The organism is Cernens ardua (assembly GCF_051251085.1).
GTDB classification, from domain to species: domain Bacteria; phylum Pseudomonadota; class Gammaproteobacteria; order Pseudomonadales; family Halomonadaceae; genus Cernens; species Cernens ardua.
Genome location: NZ_JBPCZH010000001.1, coordinates 508,241 through 524,225, shown reverse-complemented (window position 1 = coordinate 524,225; position 15,985 = coordinate 508,241). Strand labels below are relative to the sequence as shown.

The 15,985-nt window shown below is 49.1% G+C and carries 14 protein-coding genes; 6 read left to right on the top strand and 8 right to left on the bottom strand.

Annotation, left to right across the window (positions count from 1 at the left end; translation table 11 throughout):
• Window positions 1–290 precede the first annotated feature (290 nt).
• The 4 genes from LMG33818_RS02310 to acnB all read right to left on the bottom strand — a co-directional run bounded on the left by LMG33818_RS02310 (window position 291) and on the right by acnB (window position 5,965).
• Window positions 291–1,496, bottom strand: coding sequence for a NupC/NupG family nucleoside CNT transporter (locus tag LMG33818_RS02310; protein WP_442321736.1), 1,206 nt, complete (start codon window positions 1,494–1,496; stop codon window positions 291–293).
• A 95-nt stretch (window positions 1,497–1,591) separates the two neighbouring features.
• Window positions 1,592–2,014, bottom strand: a complete 423-nt coding sequence (locus LMG33818_RS02305; RefSeq protein WP_442321735.1) for a cytidine deaminase — start codon at window positions 2,012–2,014, stop codon at window positions 1,592–1,594.
• A 517-nt stretch (window positions 2,015–2,531) separates the two neighbouring features.
• Window positions 2,532–3,050, bottom strand: a complete 519-nt coding sequence (locus LMG33818_RS02300; protein WP_442321734.1) for an outer membrane beta-barrel protein — start codon at window positions 3,048–3,050, stop codon at window positions 2,532–2,534.
• A 317-nt stretch (window positions 3,051–3,367) separates the two neighbouring features.
• Window positions 3,368–5,965: a bifunctional aconitate hydratase 2/2-methylisocitrate dehydratase gene (acnB, locus tag LMG33818_RS02295; protein WP_442321733.1), complete on the bottom strand. Its 2,598-nt coding sequence runs from the start codon at window positions 5,963–5,965 to the stop codon at window positions 3,368–3,370.
• A 251-nt stretch (window positions 5,966–6,216) separates the two neighbouring features.
• Between acnB and LMG33818_RS02290 the strand changes: the two genes are divergently transcribed.
• Both LMG33818_RS02290 and LMG33818_RS02285 read left to right on the top strand, forming a co-directional pair.
• Window positions 6,217–6,828 carry a MiaE family protein gene (locus tag LMG33818_RS02290; RefSeq protein ID WP_442322170.1) on the top strand — a complete coding sequence of 204 codons (612 nt, stop codon included), beginning with the start codon at window positions 6,217–6,219 and terminating at the stop codon, window positions 6,826–6,828.
• 259 nt (window positions 6,829–7,087) lie between these two features.
• Entirely contained in the window at window positions 7,088–7,471 is a 384-nt protein-coding gene (locus LMG33818_RS02285) for a hypothetical protein (protein WP_442321732.1), read from the top strand.
• A 117-nt stretch (window positions 7,472–7,588) separates the two neighbouring features.
• Here the strand turns inward: LMG33818_RS02285 and LMG33818_RS02280 are convergent, their stop codons facing one another.
• Both LMG33818_RS02280 and LMG33818_RS02275 read right to left on the bottom strand, forming a co-directional pair.
• Window positions 7,589–8,350 carry a UDP-2,3-diacylglucosamine diphosphatase gene (locus tag LMG33818_RS02280; RefSeq protein ID WP_442321731.1) on the bottom strand — a complete coding sequence of 254 codons (762 nt, stop codon included), beginning with the start codon at window positions 8,348–8,350 and terminating at the stop codon, window positions 7,589–7,591.
• Between the two features lie 99 nt (window positions 8,351–8,449).
• Complete coding sequence (locus LMG33818_RS02275; protein ID WP_442321730.1) at window positions 8,450–8,953, bottom strand: peptidylprolyl isomerase; 504 nt, start codon at window positions 8,951–8,953, stop codon at window positions 8,450–8,452.
• Between the two features lie 534 nt (window positions 8,954–9,487).
• Here LMG33818_RS02275 and LMG33818_RS02270 point away from each other — a divergent pair.
• From LMG33818_RS02270 to LMG33818_RS02255, 4 genes are all read left to right on the top strand, one after another.
• A complete protein-coding gene (locus tag LMG33818_RS02270) occupies window positions 9,488–11,161 on the top strand; it encodes a glutamine--tRNA ligase/YqeY domain fusion protein (protein WP_442321729.1) in 1,674 nt (557 codons plus the stop codon).
• 10 nt (window positions 11,162–11,171) lie between these two features.
• Window positions 11,172–12,560, top strand: coding sequence for a cysteine--tRNA ligase (gene cysS / locus LMG33818_RS02265; RefSeq protein ID WP_442322169.1), 1,389 nt, complete (start codon window positions 11,172–11,174; stop codon window positions 12,558–12,560).
• 225 nt (window positions 12,561–12,785) lie between these two features.
• Window positions 12,786–13,151 (top strand): copper resistance CopC family protein, encoded by a 366-nt coding sequence (locus LMG33818_RS02260; RefSeq protein WP_442321728.1) that lies wholly within the window; start codon window positions 12,786–12,788, stop codon window positions 13,149–13,151.
• A gap of 253 nt (window positions 13,152–13,404) precedes the next feature.
• The gene (locus tag LMG33818_RS02255) at window positions 13,405–14,331 is read left to right on the top strand and encodes a CopD family protein (RefSeq protein ID WP_442321727.1); all 927 of its coding nucleotides are present in this window, start codon (window positions 13,405–13,407) and stop codon (window positions 14,329–14,331) included.
• Window positions 14,332–14,581: 250 nt separating this feature from the next.
• Here LMG33818_RS02255 and LMG33818_RS02250 read toward each other — a convergent pair whose 3' ends face one another.
• Window positions 14,582–15,298 (bottom strand): 5'-methylthioadenosine/adenosylhomocysteine nucleosidase, encoded by a 717-nt coding sequence (locus LMG33818_RS02250; RefSeq protein WP_442321726.1) that lies wholly within the window; start codon window positions 15,296–15,298, stop codon window positions 14,582–14,584.
• Window positions 15,298–15,771 carry an S-ribosylhomocysteine lyase gene (locus tag LMG33818_RS02245; protein ID WP_442321725.1) on the bottom strand — a complete coding sequence of 158 codons (474 nt, stop codon included), beginning with the start codon at window positions 15,769–15,771 and terminating at the stop codon, window positions 15,298–15,300. Before LMG33818_RS02245 ends, LMG33818_RS02250 begins: the two co-directional genes overlap by 1 nt.
• Window positions 15,772–15,985 lie beyond the last annotated feature (214 nt).

Sequence of the window (15,985 nt, the reverse complement as noted above, 5' to 3'; positions counted from 1 at the left end):
CCATCCTGTCTCTCCCCAATATTAATTCTGAACTATCTGCTCATGAGGTATTCGTTCTCACCCCATATTCTTTAGCAATAAATTCTGCGGTGCAAAAACGAGCTCATAATTAAAGAACCATTCTGAACCAGGGTTGATAATATAATTTTATTAATCATATTAACCTGTCAAGTTGATCCACATTGGAGCTCGTTTCCGCAAATTACAATCAGCTCTTGCGCCAAACAGACATATTTTCATCCAGGTGAAGCATATAAAGCCAATTCGTTTATCTCGGCTTCATTAATTAACTAGTGAATAAACAGCCCGGCTATTGTCCCTGATAACAGACTCACGAGCGTAGCACCGTATAAAAGCCTGAGTCCCAAACGGGCAGCTACACGCCCTTGTTCAGCATTCAGTGCATTAATGGCACCCGTCACAATACCAATGGATGAGAAGTTCGCAAAAGACACCAAAAAGACCGAAAGAATACCGATGGAACGTTCGCTCATCCCCTTATAGTGCGGGAGTTCAGTCATGGCAACGAATTCATTACTAAATAGCTTTGTAGCCATCAGACTGCCTACATGGATGGAGTCTCCAGGTGCAACGCCCATCAGGATGGCAAAAGGTGCAAAGAAGTAACCGGCCAACGTCTGAAAATCAACAGTGAAGGCGCCGTGGAAGGCAAACCCGGTCAGCTTGAGGAAGATAGCGTTCACCAGTGCGATCAGCGCAATGTAGCCAATCAGCATGGCGCCCACAATGATCGCTACCTTGAAACCATCCAGAATATATTCGCCCAACATTTCGAAGAAGTTTTGACGACGGGGGTTCTCCAATACCAGCAGGTCGTTTTCGGGGTCTACCTTATAGGGGTTGATGATTGACGAAATCATGAATCCCCCGAACAGGTTGAGTACCAACGCCGTTACGACATAGCGGGGTTGCAATAGGTGCATATAGGAGCCGACGATCGACATTGACACCGTGGACATCGACGATGCACAGAGGGTGTAAAGCCGTGGTGGAGTGAGTTGCCCCAATTGCTTTTTAAGGGAAATAAAGACTTCGGATTGCCCGAAAATCAGTGTAGCCAATCCATTGTAGGATTCGAGACGTCCCATACCGCTTACTTTACTAAGCACCCATCCCACACCTCGAATGATCAGCCCCAGAATACCGATATATTCCAGTATGCCGATAATCGCCGATACGAAGACAATGGGCATCAATACATCAAAGAAGAATACAAATGAGCCTTTCTGTACCAGATTGCCGAATACGAAGGTGGTACCGATACTGGCGAAATCCAATAATTGCGCAAAGGTGTTGGCAAATCCTCCAATCAACGTACTACCCACACTTGTATTAAGAAAAATGAAGGCAAATACGATCTGAATAAGCAACATGCTTATGAGCCATTTGTGCTGGATATTACGTTTGTTATTGGAGACTACAAAAGCCAGAAGATAGATGACTATCAGGCTGAGCAGGAGAATGAGATACTTCATGAACGTTTCCTGTCGGTCGTCTTCGACGACACTCGGTTACATTGGGCTGATGGCCTCCAGCAAGAGGCCACTGTGCGTGGTTTCTTTTTATCGTTTTAGCCGTGAGTGGAATCGTAGCTCATGTCATCTGCAGCGAAAGCACCGGGGAGCAACTGATCGATAGTGCAGCGCTGTACATTCCCTTTCAGGTTAGTCAGGTAAATGATCGTCTCTTTTGTGCAGAACTCAGCCAACACTTGTCGGCATGCACCACAAGGGGAGATTGGCTCTTCCGTATCGGCGACTACAGCGACGGCTGAAAAATGATTTTGCTGTTCTGAAACGGCCTTGAAGATAGCAGTACGTTCAGCACAATTGGTGAGTCCAAACGAGGCATTTTCAATATTACAACCTGAGTAAATATCGCCATTCGCTGTCAAAATGGCTGCGCCTACAGGAAATGCCGAGTACGGAACATAAGCATTCTTTCTGGCGTTTTTTGCATGTTCAATCAGGTGCTTTACCTGCTGTTCATCCATTTATTTGAGTCCTTGTCGAATGATGTGTGCGTATAAGGTGATGCCGGCGTCAGTCATCGGCCATGAATCCCTTGCATATTGGATGCCATCCTGCCAGAAAAAGTGAATAGACTGAATACTGTGATGAAATGTAACTGACATGATAGCTGTATATTTTGGAATAGGCAGGAAAAATTAAAATGCAGCCTCATGAACTTTAAGTGTTGTGGCGTGTCTCTATTAGTAAGACAACGCAATTTTTCAAAGTAAATAATCCGGTCTTTGGTGAAAAAGGGGCAGGGTGTAATGGCCTAATATTGTTGGCAATACTTTGGCCTTCTCCGAGCAAGCCTTGAACTGTGATCGAACACCGTGGAGCCACGCGCAGGCAAAATGTGCGCCTGATTCTGTATATTTTTGGCTAGAAGAGCATGTTGTTAAATATGACATGAATGTACTGCAGAATTCAGGCATAAAAAAACGCGAGGCCGAAGCCCCGCGTCATTATCAGAATTCACTTCAAGAGTGAACGCTAATCTTAGAACTGAACGCCAACAGAAAGTTTGGTGCTGTCCAGTTTGAAGTGATGGTTCACGAATACGCGATCATACTCTACACGTGCGAAGACAGGCACGGTAGTGGAAGGCTGGTAGCTGATACCAGCGCCGGCAACCGGAGCCCAATGACGCAGGTGCAGGTCGCTCTGAACGTAGTCATAACCACCACGAGCGAAGACAGAAACACCACCACCCAGAGGCAGCTGAGGAATCAGGCTCAGGCCGTAGGTTTTGGTACGAGTGTAGTGTTTGTTCGGATAACGGAAGTGACCGTAATCGTCATAAGTCAGCTCGGTAGCGAACCAGGGAGCATATTTGTAACCAACAAATGCACCAACACCGGTTTTGCGGTGATTGCTTGCACCGGACTTGTGAACGATGTTGTTTGAAACGTTAACACCGCTGTACAGGCCAGAGTTTTCGTCTGCGTTTGCAGTGCCGATTGCCAGCATGGAAGAGGCAACGATAACCGGTACTGCCATGAAAGTTGCTAATTTCATCGTCTTGCTCCTTATCAAAGGGTAGACACGACATTTAACGTGTCATTTCAATCAGGTTGTTCGATTCATTGCCGAACAGTGTTTTTTAATATGCTTCAGACGCAAAACAAAATCAAGATATTTTTTGATCTCTGTGTTTCTTTTGCGTTAAGCATCTACGCTCTTAACGTAAACTGAACATACCCATTATACATGATTTGAAAACGGTGTTCGCAAGTAAAAAGTAGCCTAACGCGAAAAAATTTTCCTGACATTGCGACCAAGGTCGTATAAAAAGGCCCAAAATCCACTGATTAAAGTGGTTTGGGCCTACTGCATTATACTTCGGCAACAGGAATAGAGGCAGCTGCCTTTTGGTACTCGGCTATTTCGTTGAAGCTCATGTAGCGATAGATTTCGCTCGCCATCGCATTAAATTCACCCATATAGGTGTGATATTCCTCGACACTGGGCAGGCGCCCCAATACCGCCGCGATGGAGGCCAGTTCGGCCGAGGCCAGATATACATTGGCACCATCCCCGAGGCGGTTGGGGAAGTTGCGTGTTGAGGTGGAAACTACCGTTGCCTTGTCCGCAACACGTGCCTGGTTACCCATACAGAGTGAGCATCCCGGCATTTCGAGACGTGCACCGGCTGTCTCGTAGATGGTGTAGTAGCCTTCCTGCGTCAACTGGTGTTTGTCCATCTTGGTGGGTGGTGCCAACCAGAGATGGGTTTTCAGCGAGTGGGGTGGTTGTTTCTCCAATAGCTTGCCGGCCGCACGGAAGTGCCCAATGTTGGTCATGCAGGAACCGATGAATACTTCATCGATTTTCTCCCCGGCGACATCCGAAAGCAGGCGGGCATCGTCAGGATCATTCGGGGCACAGAGGATCGGTTGATCAATTTCACCCATGTCGATTTCGATGACTTCAGCATACTGCGCATCCGGATCTGCGCGGAGCAGTGATGGATTCTCCAGCCACTCTTCCATTCCTTTGATGCGGCGTTCAATCGTGCGACGTTCGCCATAGCCATTGCTGATCATCCACTTCAGCAGGGTAATATTGGATTGGAGGTACTCTTTAACACTGTTTTCAGACAGCGTAATGGTACAACCGGCCGCACTGCGTTCCGCTGAAGCATCGGAGAGCTCGAACGCCTGCTCAACAGTAAGATCTTCCAGTCCTTCTATTTCAAGGATACGTCCGGAGAATGCATTTTTCTTGCCGGATTTTTCAACCGTCAGCAGGCCGTTCTTGATGCCGTAATAAGGAATGGCATGTACCAGATCCCTTAACGTTACGCCGGGGCGGCGTTTTCCTTTGAAACGCACCAGAATGGATTCAGGCATATCGAGGGGCATTACACCGGTGGCTGCTGCGAAAGCCACCAGCCCTGAGCCCGCCGGGAAGGAGATCCCCATCGGGAAACGGGTGTGTGAATCGCCACCGGTGCCTACCGTATCGGGCAATAGCATACGGTTGAGCCAGGAGTGGATAATACCGTCACCCGGGCGGAGGGATACACCGCCACGATTCATGATGAAATCGGGCAATGTGTGTTGCATTTCGATATCCACCGGTTTTGGATAGGCGGCCGTGTGGCAGAACGACTGCATTACCAGATCCGACTGGAAACCAAGGCAAGCGAGGTCTTTGAGCTCATCACGTGTCATCGGGCCGGTCGTATCCTGTGAACCCACTGTTGTCATGCGGGGTTCGCAATACATGCCCGGGCGCACACCTTCCAGATTGCAGGCACGTCCAACCATTTTCTGTGCCAGTGTATAGCCGTAATCGACGCCTTTCGGCGCTTCAGGTGTGGCAAACACGTCGCTTGGAGGTAGCCCAAGAAATTCGCGCGCACGATGCGTCAGGCCACGACCAATGATCAGCGGAATACGACCACCTGCACGTACTTCATCCAACAGGACACGGGTTTTCAGTGAAAAGGTGGAGATCACCTCATCGGATTGATAACGCGTCACTTTGCCTTCATAGGGGTAGACGTCAATAATGTCACCCATATTCATGGCAGAAACATCCATTTCGATGGGGAGGGCGCCTGCATCTTCCATGGTATTAAAGAAGATGGGGGCTATTTTTCCACCAAAACAGAAGCCGCCACTGCGTTTGTTGGGGACGTACGGGATATCGTGGCCGAAGAACCACAATACTGAATTCGTGGCCGATTTACGCGACGAGCCGGTACCGACGACATCGCCCACATAAACGACGGGGAACCCCTGGTTACGTACTTCTTCTATTTGTGCCAGTGGGCCTACTTTACCCGGTACTACGGGCTCGATACCCTCACGTGGATTTTTCAGCATGGCATTGGCATGCAAGGGAATATCGGGACGTGACCACGCATCCGGAGCAGGGGAGAGATCATCCGTATTGGTTTCTCCCGGAACCTTGAACACGCTCAGGGTGATTTTTTCGGCCAGTTTGGGTTTGCGCTTGAACCACTCGGCTTCGGCCCACGACTCAATGAGTTCCCGTGCATATTTGTTACCCGCATTGGCGCGGTCAGCTACATCATGGAACGAGTCAAACATCAGCAGCGTATGTTTTAGCTGCCTCATGGCTTCTTCTGCCAGCTCATCGTGATCAAGAAGCTCAACCAGCGTGGTGATATTATAGCCACCCTGCATGGTGCCCAGTAACTTTACGGCATGGACTTTATCTACCAGTGGGCTGCTGATTTCGCCACGCGTAATAGCGGAGAGGAACCCCGCCTTAACATAGGCCGCCTCATCCACACCGGGAGGGACCCGGTCAGTCAGCAGTTTGAGCAGAAATTCTTCTTCACCCTTCGGTGGATTCTTCAGCAATTCAACCAGCTGAGCGGTCATTTCTGCATTGAGAGCCTTGGGTGGAATACCTTCTTCGGCTCGGCTTGCCACTTCTTTTCTATAATCATCAAGCACGGGACTTTCCTCATCGAGTGAAAGGATAACTAAATGTTAACGTTGAATGTCGACAATGTTAAGTCCTTGCTCTTATCTAATAGTCGTGTTTGGTTGAACGTTATTCCTCATGACTCGATCAGGTGTTTACTTAATTCCCCCTTTCCGGCACATCGTAAGGCGCTTTTCGTGGTACATTCACGTGTTTTTAGTCAATCAATAGGGAGAAAGTCAGCGTGCCAACTCATCTTGAAGAAGAAAGCTACACGCATATGCTGCCGCAGGAGCTATTGGATTTCCTTCCGTGTCTAACGCCGGATGAATGGGTAAATGCTGCGTTGGGGAATGAGCGCCTGTTGATGATTGACCACGCGCAGTGTGAAAAGAAAGCAGCCTCGACAGCGATGAATCTTATGTTTCGTTACGTAGATCGTCCTGAATTGTTGACAAAAATGTCCCAATTGGCGAGGGAAGAGCTTCTTCACTTCGAGCAGGTCGTCACTTTAATGCAGGAACGTGGCATCGAATATGAACATATTACCGCTTCACGTTATGCGGAGGGCTTGCGGGCGCATGTGCGTACCAGTGAACCGGGGCGCCTCATTGATATTCTGATTGTGGGCGGTTTGATTGAGGCACGTTCCTGTGAACGGTTTGCAGCGCTGATTCCTCATCTGGATGACACCTTGGCGAAGTTCTATCGTGCGTTGGTTCGTTCCGAAGGGCGTCATTTTGAAGACTACATTGAGCTGGCTGAACAGTATGCGGCTGAGTATGGCATGAAGGATATCCAGGCGCGCATCGATTTCTTTCGTCATGAAGAACAAAAACTGATTGAAAGCCCTGATCCTGAATTCCGCTTTCATAGCGGTATACCGGCCTGAGCTCTGGGGAGCAACATGTCGTACTTGTCAGCAGCCTGAACCAACGGAGGGTCTGCTATCAGGGCGGTGTTATTTACATAACCGTAGACAACCGCTGAGACATATTGGATAAAGGAAGGGAGAAAGGCTTTTTCATGAAATGATCCTGCAGTTTGTATGAAGGATCATTGTTCTAGCTTACTTTCAGGAGATCCAGATGGACAGGCAGCGATGCAGGGCGTTGGGTTTAAAGAAGCTGAGTATGGGAGCTTTTGCATTTATGACCGCCATGACATTGGCGGGGTGCGCGGCATCTCCTCCTGAAACAGGCCCCGATGCGGTGTGCGCGAATGTCTTTTCTCTGGGGAAATGGCTAGTGGCGCAGCGTCCACAAAGCAGTCCATGGAGCCAACAGAAGTTACTTTCACAATTGAAAAACGTGCGGGGTAGTCAAGCGCTCAGGCAAATGGTGAATGGTGCCTATGATGTAACGCTTGATGACGATGATCCTGTATCATGGCGTCAACTTCAGACGACGACCTTTGCCCAACAATGGCAGTCCCAATGCCTGAAATCACGTGGTGAAGGTTTCCAGCCGCAAGTCTGGCCGGCATTATGGCGTAAAAGTTTCATCGACAATAAAGTGACTATGCCATTCTATTGATGCTTGGCTCCGGTATGTTCTCGCATCTTCGTTAAATCCGCCTTGTGGGTTCCGATAGCATAAAAAAAGCAGACGCCGCTGAAGCAGGTCTGCTTTTTTACCTTTTATTCACGCCGATTATTCGTATGCCAGTTCGCTCAAATGGAACTCTTCCAAAGTGAGGGCAAGGCCATCATGGCGAACCTCCCATCCACTATCGATGTCATGTTCATGGTCGATACGCCAATCACCCAACACGTAACGTCTCATCGTGCCGTCGGCAACATCGAACTCATGCACATCCGGGCGATGGGTATGCCCTTGAATCATGGTACGTACCTGATATTTCTGCATCAATTTCACGACCGCATCATGATTGACGTCCATGATCTCTCTAGGCTTGTCAATATTGGATGCCTGTGATTTTTCACGCATCTGCTGGGCCACTTTTTTGCGTTGTGAAAGCGGCATCGCCAACGCCATCTTTTGCCATAGGGGGTTGCGAACCATCTTTCTGAACTTCATGTACTTTTTATCATCAGTACACAGCATATCGCCGTGCGTAATCAGGACGGGGATATCGCCCAGCATGATGAGTGAAGGATCATCCAGAATCGTCAGGTGAGCGCGCTGGGCAAAGTGGTTTCCCATCAGGAAATCACGATTGCCATGCATGAGGAAAACTTCCTTTCCCTTTGCGGCATACTCGGCAATCTTGTCGGCCACGCTGTTTTCAAAATCACCCATGGCATCATCGCCGATCCAGGCATCAAAGAGATCACCGAGTATATACAGAGTGTCCGCCTCGATTGCACGATAATCCAGGTAGTTGAAAAAAGCTTCAGTAAGCTCCGTCCTTTCCTCGGAAAGGTGTATGTCAGCAATAAAAAGGGTAGTCATGATATCTCTTCAATGTGTGCTCTACCTACAGCATACCTGCTATGAACAGGCATGCAACAGCGATTGCCGGGTAACCCTGCCTTCACGCGGTAAAAAAGCTCACGCCTGGTCTTCAATCACTTCCGCGTGTTCGATAACAACATCGTCGACCGGCACATCAGCATGCATACCGCGGCGACCGGTTTTAACGCCCTCGATCGCTTCCACAATATCCATGCCTTCTACCACTTCACCGAAAACGCAATATCCCCAACCCTGGGGTGTAGGCGCGGTATGGTTCAGGAAGGTATTATCGGCCACATTAATGAAAAATTGAGCGCTGGCCGAATGCGGATCAGGCGTACGAGCCATGGCAAGTGTGCCCCGTTTGTTGCTCAAGCCATTGTCTGCTTCATTTTTGATGGTGGCGCCGGTCTCTTTCTGACTGAAGGTTTTATCGAAACCGCCGGCCTGCACCATAAAACCGGGGATGACACGGTGGAAAAGGGTGCCATCATAGAAACCATCCCTGACGTACTCTTCAAAATTTTTGGCAGTAATCGGGGCTTTATCGTAAAACAGGCGCAGTTTGATTGGGCCCTTGGAAGTGCTTAATTGAATCATGTCGTATCCTCAAGGATAAATGTAATGTGCCGATATAATACCGGCTATTACCGAAATCAGGAACCCGCAACGTTCATCAGCAAGCCGTGCGACCATTTTTTCCTCTGTTGCGGTCGGGTTATGTGTGAGTCATGAGATGTTTGTGTTGTCTTGAGTATTATGCCGATGCATGGGGGTGTTTATACTCAAGTGGTTGTTTAGTAGTATTAACGTTTTAGAGATACACCGCGTTCCTCCGTCCCCTTGTGGCACTAAAACAATGGCGCCCAGGTGATTTTTCTATTGATAGAACGCTTTTTATAAGAACACATGGTTTTTATGAGAACATGCAGGTTCTACAAGAAGATCCAGCTTTTTTAGAAGCTTGTGAAAGATCATTCAAAGGGGGAAGCTGGAAATTTCAGCATGCCGGATTGTCTCCAGTCCGTTACACATTCATATGTGTTGCGGGCGGATAACTAACGTATTATTTCCTTTCATTCCAGGTTGGGACGCGCCCGTTCGCGCCAATCATTAACGAGGTTTAGCCGCGCCATGAGTGTTGAGAGCACCAATGCCCCGAATTTCCTAGCCAATCAGATTCGTGAAGAGCTCGATAGCGGCCAAACATCCTCTATTGTGACTCGCTTTCCACCGGAGCCCAATGGTTATCTGCATATTGGTCATGCCAAATCGATATGGGTCAATTTCGGATTGGCTGAGCAATTCAACGGGCGCTGTAACCTGCGCTTCGATGATACCAACCCGGCAAAAGAGGAAGCCGAGTTTGTTCGTTCCATTGAGGAAGATATCCGGTGGCTTGGATACCAATGGAGTGGCGATATCCATTATGCGTCCCAGTATTTCGAACAGCTTTACAAATGGGCCGTTATTCTGGTGGAGAAAGGGCTGGCGTATGTCGATGACCTTTCTGCTGAAGAGATGCGTGAATATCGCGGTACATTGACTGAGCCGGGTAAGCCGAGCCCACACCGTGATCGTTCTGTTGAGGAAAATCTGGATTTGCTCGAACGCATGCGTAAAGGCGAATTTGATGAAGGGGCGCATGTTTTGCGTGCCAAAATAGATATGGCTTCGCCCAATATCAATATGCGAGATCCAGTGCTGTATCGAATCCGCAACAGTACTCACCACCAGACGGGGGACAGCTGGAAAATCTACCCCTCCTACGACTTCGCCCACGGCCAGTCGGATGCGATTGAAGGGGTAACACACTCGCTGTGTTCCCTCGAATTTGAAGATCACCGCCCGTTATACAATTGGCTGCTTGAGCATCTTCCCGTGCCGTCCCATCCGCGTCAGATCGAGTTCGCGCGAATGAACGTCAGTTATACGGTGACCTCCAAGCGCAAGCTCAAGCTGTTGGTGGATGAAGGGATCGTGAACGGCTGGGATGATCCTCGCATGCCGACGGTGGCAGGGTTGCGCCGTCGAGGGTACACCCCGGCGTCCTTGCGTAAGTTTTGTGACATGACCGGTATTTCACGTTCAGCCAATGTGGTTGATATTGCGATGCTGTATCACGCAATTCGTTCAGATCTGGAAGAGAACGCGCGTCGTGCCATGTGTGTGCTCAAGCCATTGAAGGTCGTATTGACCAATCTGGAAAAAGAGCAAGTGATCGAGGTGCCCGGACATCCTGCCCGTGATGATATGGGGACCCGGCAATTGCCATTGACACGTGAATTGTACATTGATGCCGACGATTTCATGGAAGAACCGCCGAAGAAGTTCTTCCGTCTTGCACCGGGCAAGGAAGTGCGTTTGCGTAATGCCTATGTCATTCGTTGTGATGAAGTGATCAAGGATGATGCCGGTAATGTGGTTGAGCTGCGTTGCAGTGTAGACCACGCTACTCTGGGTGCTAACCCGGAAGGGCGTAAAGTGAAAGGGGTTATCCATTGGGTGAGTGTTGAGCACGGTGTGCCGGTTGAAGTCCGTAACTATGACAACCTGTTTAACGTTGAGGCACCGGATCAATTCAAGGACGGCGAGTTCCTTGAGAACCTGAATCCTGACTCCTTGACGATTGTGCAGGGTGTGGCCGAGCCTTCACTGGCAGAAGCGCAACCTGAAGATCACTTCCAGTTCGAGCGTGTAGGCTATTTCTGTGCTGACCTCATGGACCATGGCAAGGATGGCAAACTGGTATTTAACCGAACGGTCAGCTTGAAGGATGGCTGGGCCAAAGCGCAGAAAAAAGGATAACCGGATGAGTGTGCAGATTCACAATACCATGACGCGGCGCAAGGCGCCGTTTGAGCCTATTGTCCCGGGGCAGGTACGTATGTACGTGTGTGGTATTACCGTATACGACTATTGCCACCTGGGGCATGGGCGCGTCATGGTGGCTTTTGATGTGATTACGCGTTATCTGCGCCAACAAGGCTACGATGTCCGGCTCGTCCGCAATATCACCGATGTAGACGATAAAATCATTGCACGTGCCCATAACAATAATGAGCCTATCTCCTCGCTGACCGCCCGCATGATTGATGCCATGCATGAAGATGAGCACTCGTTGGGCATTCGTCCTCCTGATGAAGAACCTCGCGCCACGGCTTATATTGGTGAAATTCTGGCCATGGTCGAGCGTTTGGTCGAGCAGGGGCATGCCTACCCCGCGGCTAATGGAGACGTTTACTATCGTGTTCGCAGCTTCGCCGATTATGGCAAATTAAGTAATCGAAAGCCCGATGATATGCGCGCTGGGGCGCGTATTGAAGTAGATGAGGCCAAGGAAGATCCGCTCGATTTCGTTTTGTGGAAAGCGGCCAAACCTGGCGAACAGAGTTGGCCATCTCCATGGGGACCCGGGCGTCCGGGGTGGCATATTGAATGTTCGGCCATGTCCAAATGCTGCCTGGGGGATAATTTCGATATTCATGGGGGGGGGCCGGATCTCATCTTTCCTCATCATGAAAACGAAATTGCACAGAGTGAAGCGGCTAATGAAGAGCCCTTTGCCAATGTCTGGATGCATGTAGGTGCCCTGCGTTTGGGTAGTGAAAAGATGTCCAAGTCATTGGGCAACTTCTTTTATTTGCGTGACATACTGAAAGACAATGACCCGGAAGTAGTGCGCTATTACTTGCTTTCCAGTCATTATCGTAGCCCATTGCAGTACGTTGATGATTCGCTGGAAGAGGCACGCCGCTCGCTCATTCGCTTCTATACAGCGTTGGATGGAGTAGTGGCGTCAGAAGGCGATGTCTCTGGCGAATACGCCGAGCGCTTCTTTGATGCGATGGATGATGATTTTAATACGCCGGTTGCGCTGGCTGCCTTGTTTGATCTGGCCCGTGAACTTAATCGGGCCAAGAGCGACCAGCCTGAGTTAGCACCGGCATTGGCCTATGAATTGCGTCGTCTTGCGGGCATTCTGGGGCTGCTTCAGCGTGATTCGAATGATTTCCTGCAGGCAAGGGGCGAATCCAACTTGCCTCTTCCTGCTGATGAAATCGAAGCGCGGATTGCAGCTCGTGCCGAGGCGAAAAGGAGTAAGGATTTCGCCCAGGCAGATGCCATTCGTGCGGAATTGGAATCATTGGGCATTGTGCTGAAGGATAGTCGTGAAGGCACAAGCTGGGTGTTCGATAAACGTTAATGGTGTAATGCCGCATTCATTCCCATAGCCTGAAATGGGCTCCCCGGTTAACTGCAGGTTTCGATTACATATGAACCGTGTTGCCGAGGGGGCCTTTTTTCATATTTATTTCTCCCCTTTAAATGTCTGGCACACGCGCTAAAACTTTTCTCAATCTTAAGTGATATGGTTGTAATAATGTTTAGGGAGTAGAGTAGGGCAACTCCTGTCTATAGGTATCTCATCATGTTGAAATTCTTTGTTGTCCTGGTTGGCCTGGTATTCTCCCCTTTGGCTCTGGCTCATGCCCACCTTGTGGCCAGTACTCCCGCCAATAATGCGACTTTTTCGCAGGCGCCTACATCCCTTGAGCTGACCTTCAGCGAAGGTGTCGAAGTAGCATTGAGTCAGCTGACGCTTGTCGACTCGCACGGGCATTCCATTGCGCTGGGTCAGTTAAAGGCGAATTCTGCCGTTAAAGAGGCCGGCGACCACCGCAGTTATACGGTGGGATTACCCGCGTTGAAGACAGGAGAGTACAGCGTTCAGATGAATATCACTTCTATTGATACTCATCGTGTTACCGATACACTCAAGTTCAGTATCAAATGATTCAATATCATTCCGTGTCAAATAAAGTATAAAGGCCTGAAAGATAGTACGCTCGTTACCGCTTGTTTTTTGTTTGATTAGTGTTCAAGCCTGTGAATGTCAGAACGCTTGGTGATTATTACTTCAGGCCGTGAATGCTTTCATCCTTGATTGGTCCTTTGGGATGTAACGGGTCTCATGATAGTGAAGTCGCAATAGCTCCTCGGTCATATTCTTCACAACCAGTGCCTTAAATCAGGCTATTTATTGTTCTATGGTGGCTATGACGGCTCTACTTCCTGATATCCCTTCAGTCTGGGTTCTTGATGTGCTATTGCCTTTGACTCATACGCTGTTCATTGGCGGATTGGCATGGGTAGTAGGGTGTGCTGTGCTGACAAAATGGTGCATGCCTGTATCTTCGGATGGAATTTTTGTCCGAAGAATATTGGGACGATGGAGGGCGGCTGGTTTGATCTTTTCGCTCTTTTTCGGACTGCTATGGTGGCCCTTCATAAGTGTAGAAATGACAGGTGCCCCATCCTTCCAGCATGCCATCCCCATGATGAATATCGTCTTATGGCACACTCATTTTGGTAGCGAGCTAAGGCATTGTCTTGTGCTTCTTCTGCTTGCCCTGGGATGCGAGTCGCTTCTTGGAGTTCATCGGTTTTCCTGTATACATAATGGCTTGCGCAATTTTCAGATTGTGTTGCTTGCGCTAGTCCTCATCCTGCAACCGCTTATAGGCCATGGTACGCTGGTTTCGATCGGTGTGTTGTTGTTACTTGAGTTACATGTCATGGCCGCATGTGTGTGGCTAGGTTGTCTCCCCGGGCTGTTTTTGATCTGCTACCGTTTTCCCTTATTGGCTCAGGTGTCGCTGGGACGATTCTCACGATTGGGTGTGGGGTGTGTTCTTATCGTTGCTGTAACAGGTGTTGTGCAGTCGTTGAGTATGGTGGGAAGTTGGAATGGAATATATCTGACCCGTTATGGTCAGTACGTATTGCTTAAATGCCTGTTGTTTGCCCTGATGTTGTTATTGGCAGCTTTAAATCGATTTCACTGGACACCCAAAGCCAAACAACAGCCGACCGGTATTTTTATTACATTAGGTATTGAAACCGGTGTAGGGGGATTTTTACTCTTCATTGCTGCCCTCTTGAGTAGTCAAGCTCCACCCGGTTTGATGAGTTGAAACAGGCGTTATCTGTAGTTTGTGCTAATGAAGGTTTATGCCATTGAAGATAGTTTGTGCCATTGAAGTGCTCAACATGCGGGCTTGTCTCGTGACAATCATGCCGTTTTGCCAAGATATAAAAAATGGCTCACCGAAGTGAGCCATCCTGTTCCCGAAGTTATTATTGATTATATACAGGGTGAATATCATAAAGGTGCCTGATACTCATCATGTTATCAATTATCAGGCAAATACCTGATGCGTTTCATTAGTGATATGCTTCGAGTATTTTAACGACCATTTCTGCAGAGTTTTCAGCTGCCTTGGGCAGGAACGTTTCAAAATCAACGTTGTTACCCTCTTTTTCGGGAAGATCCGAAATGGCGCGAGTCACCACGAATGGGCAGTGGAAACGTTCACAGGTTTGAGCAATGGCTGCAGCTTCCATTTCGGCCGCAATCAAGGTCGGGAACCGTTTGCGTAGGCTGGCTACGGCGTCCTTACCTGCGACGAAGACATCCCCCGAACCAATCGCGCCTTCATGGGCACTGATGCCTGAAAGGGACTCAATGGCCTTGCGAGTCAGGTCCACCAATTGAGTATCGGCCTTGTAATTGGCTGGCATACCCGGAATCTGCCCCGGTTCATAGCCAAAGGCAGTCACATCCACGTCGTGATGGAACACATGTGAGGATACGACAACATCACCGATATTAAGGCCTTCTCCCAGGCCACCGGCAGAACCGATATTGATAACGGCCTTGGGCGAAAATCGCTCAAAGGTGATGGTGGTTGCTACAGCAGCATTCACCTTGCCAATACCGGATTCCAGTAAGACGACATGCTTGCCGCACAAAGTGCCTCGATGAAAAATCGAACCACCATGCTCGCTACGCTCTGCTGTTCCCTCGAAACGCTGGAGGAGAGCATCTACCTCCTGAGCCATGGCACCAATCAAGGCAATATCGACTGAATCAGAAGCCATTAGGCGAATACCTGTGTCCATTCATCACGTTTGGCCAGTAGGCCGCGTGCCAGTTCCTGCGCACCTTCGAGGCTGTGGCTTGCAGCCCAACCGCATTGAACAGCGTTACATGCAGGGACTTCCTTGGCTTCAAGAACATCTTTCAAAGTCTGTTCGATGATATTCAATACGTCTTCGTAGTCATCGTGATTGATCAGGGCTACGTAGAAACCGGTCTGGCACCCCATGGGGCTGATATCAACGATTTTGTCACTGTGGTTACGTGACAGTTCAGCCATCAGGTGCTCCAGAGAGTGCAGCGCAGGCATCTCCATATGCTCCTTGTTGGGCTGGCTGATACGCAGGTCATACTTGTGAATACGATCCCCATTGACGCCTTCCTTGATACCGGCCAGACGGACGTAGGGTGCTTTAACCTTGGTATGATCCAGGTTGAAGCTTTCGACATTCATTTTTTTCTGCTCTTCGCTCATCGTGCATTCCTCCATGGGAGAGAGTGTTTCGTGTTGCTATCTACGTTAACTCTGTCAATCTGACTGTTGTCATGTATCTGGCGGTATATCGGTGGAACTGTAAACCTGGCTTCTCGCCAGGTTATTTACGCTGTAGCCAAATGCTACTCTTCATGCAGGCAGATTTTGGCACGGCATAGCCCAATAGATACTTTAACAGTGTAAAACCTGCGCT

What these genes read in the sequence shown, in the direction of transcription:
- LMG33818_RS02285 (WP_442321732.1), top strand. Translation starts at nt 7,088, where the DNA reads ATGACCGCCATGACATTGGCGGGGTGCGCGGCATCTCCTCCTGAAACA.
- LMG33818_RS02305 (WP_442321735.1), bottom strand. Translation starts at nt 2,014, where the DNA reads ATGGATGAACAGCAGGTAAAGCACCTGATTGAACATGCAAAAAACGCC.
- LMG33818_RS02270 (WP_442321729.1), top strand. Translation starts at nt 9,488, where the DNA reads ATGAGTGTTGAGAGCACCAATGCCCCGAATTTCCTAGCCAATCAGATT.
- LMG33818_RS02260 (WP_442321728.1), top strand. Translation starts at nt 12,786, where the DNA reads ATGTTGAAATTCTTTGTTGTCCTGGTTGGCCTGGTATTCTCCCCTTTG.
- LMG33818_RS02250 (WP_442321726.1), bottom strand. Translation starts at nt 15,298, where the DNA reads ATGGCTTCTGATTCAGTCGATATTGCCTTGATTGGTGCCATGGCTCAG.
- LMG33818_RS02280 (WP_442321731.1), bottom strand. Translation starts at nt 8,350, where the DNA reads ATGACTACCCTTTTTATTGCTGACATACACCTTTCCGAGGAAAGGACG.
- LMG33818_RS02275 (WP_442321730.1), bottom strand. Translation starts at nt 8,953, where the DNA reads ATGATTCAATTAAGCACTTCCAAGGGCCCAATCAAACTGCGCCTGTTT.
- LMG33818_RS02290 (WP_442322170.1), top strand. Translation starts at nt 6,217, where the DNA reads ATGCTGCCGCAGGAGCTATTGGATTTCCTTCCGTGTCTAACGCCGGAT.
- LMG33818_RS02300 (WP_442321734.1), bottom strand. Translation starts at nt 3,050, where the DNA reads ATGAAATTAGCAACTTTCATGGCAGTACCGGTTATCGTTGCCTCTTCC.
- LMG33818_RS02245 (WP_442321725.1), bottom strand. Translation starts at nt 15,771, where the DNA reads ATGAGCGAAGAGCAGAAAAAAATGAATGTCGAAAGCTTCAACCTGGAT.
- LMG33818_RS02255 (WP_442321727.1), top strand. Translation starts at nt 13,405, where the DNA reads ATGGTGGCTATGACGGCTCTACTTCCTGATATCCCTTCAGTCTGGGTT.
- LMG33818_RS02310 (WP_442321736.1), bottom strand. Translation starts at nt 1,496, where the DNA reads ATGAAGTATCTCATTCTCCTGCTCAGCCTGATAGTCATCTATCTTCTG.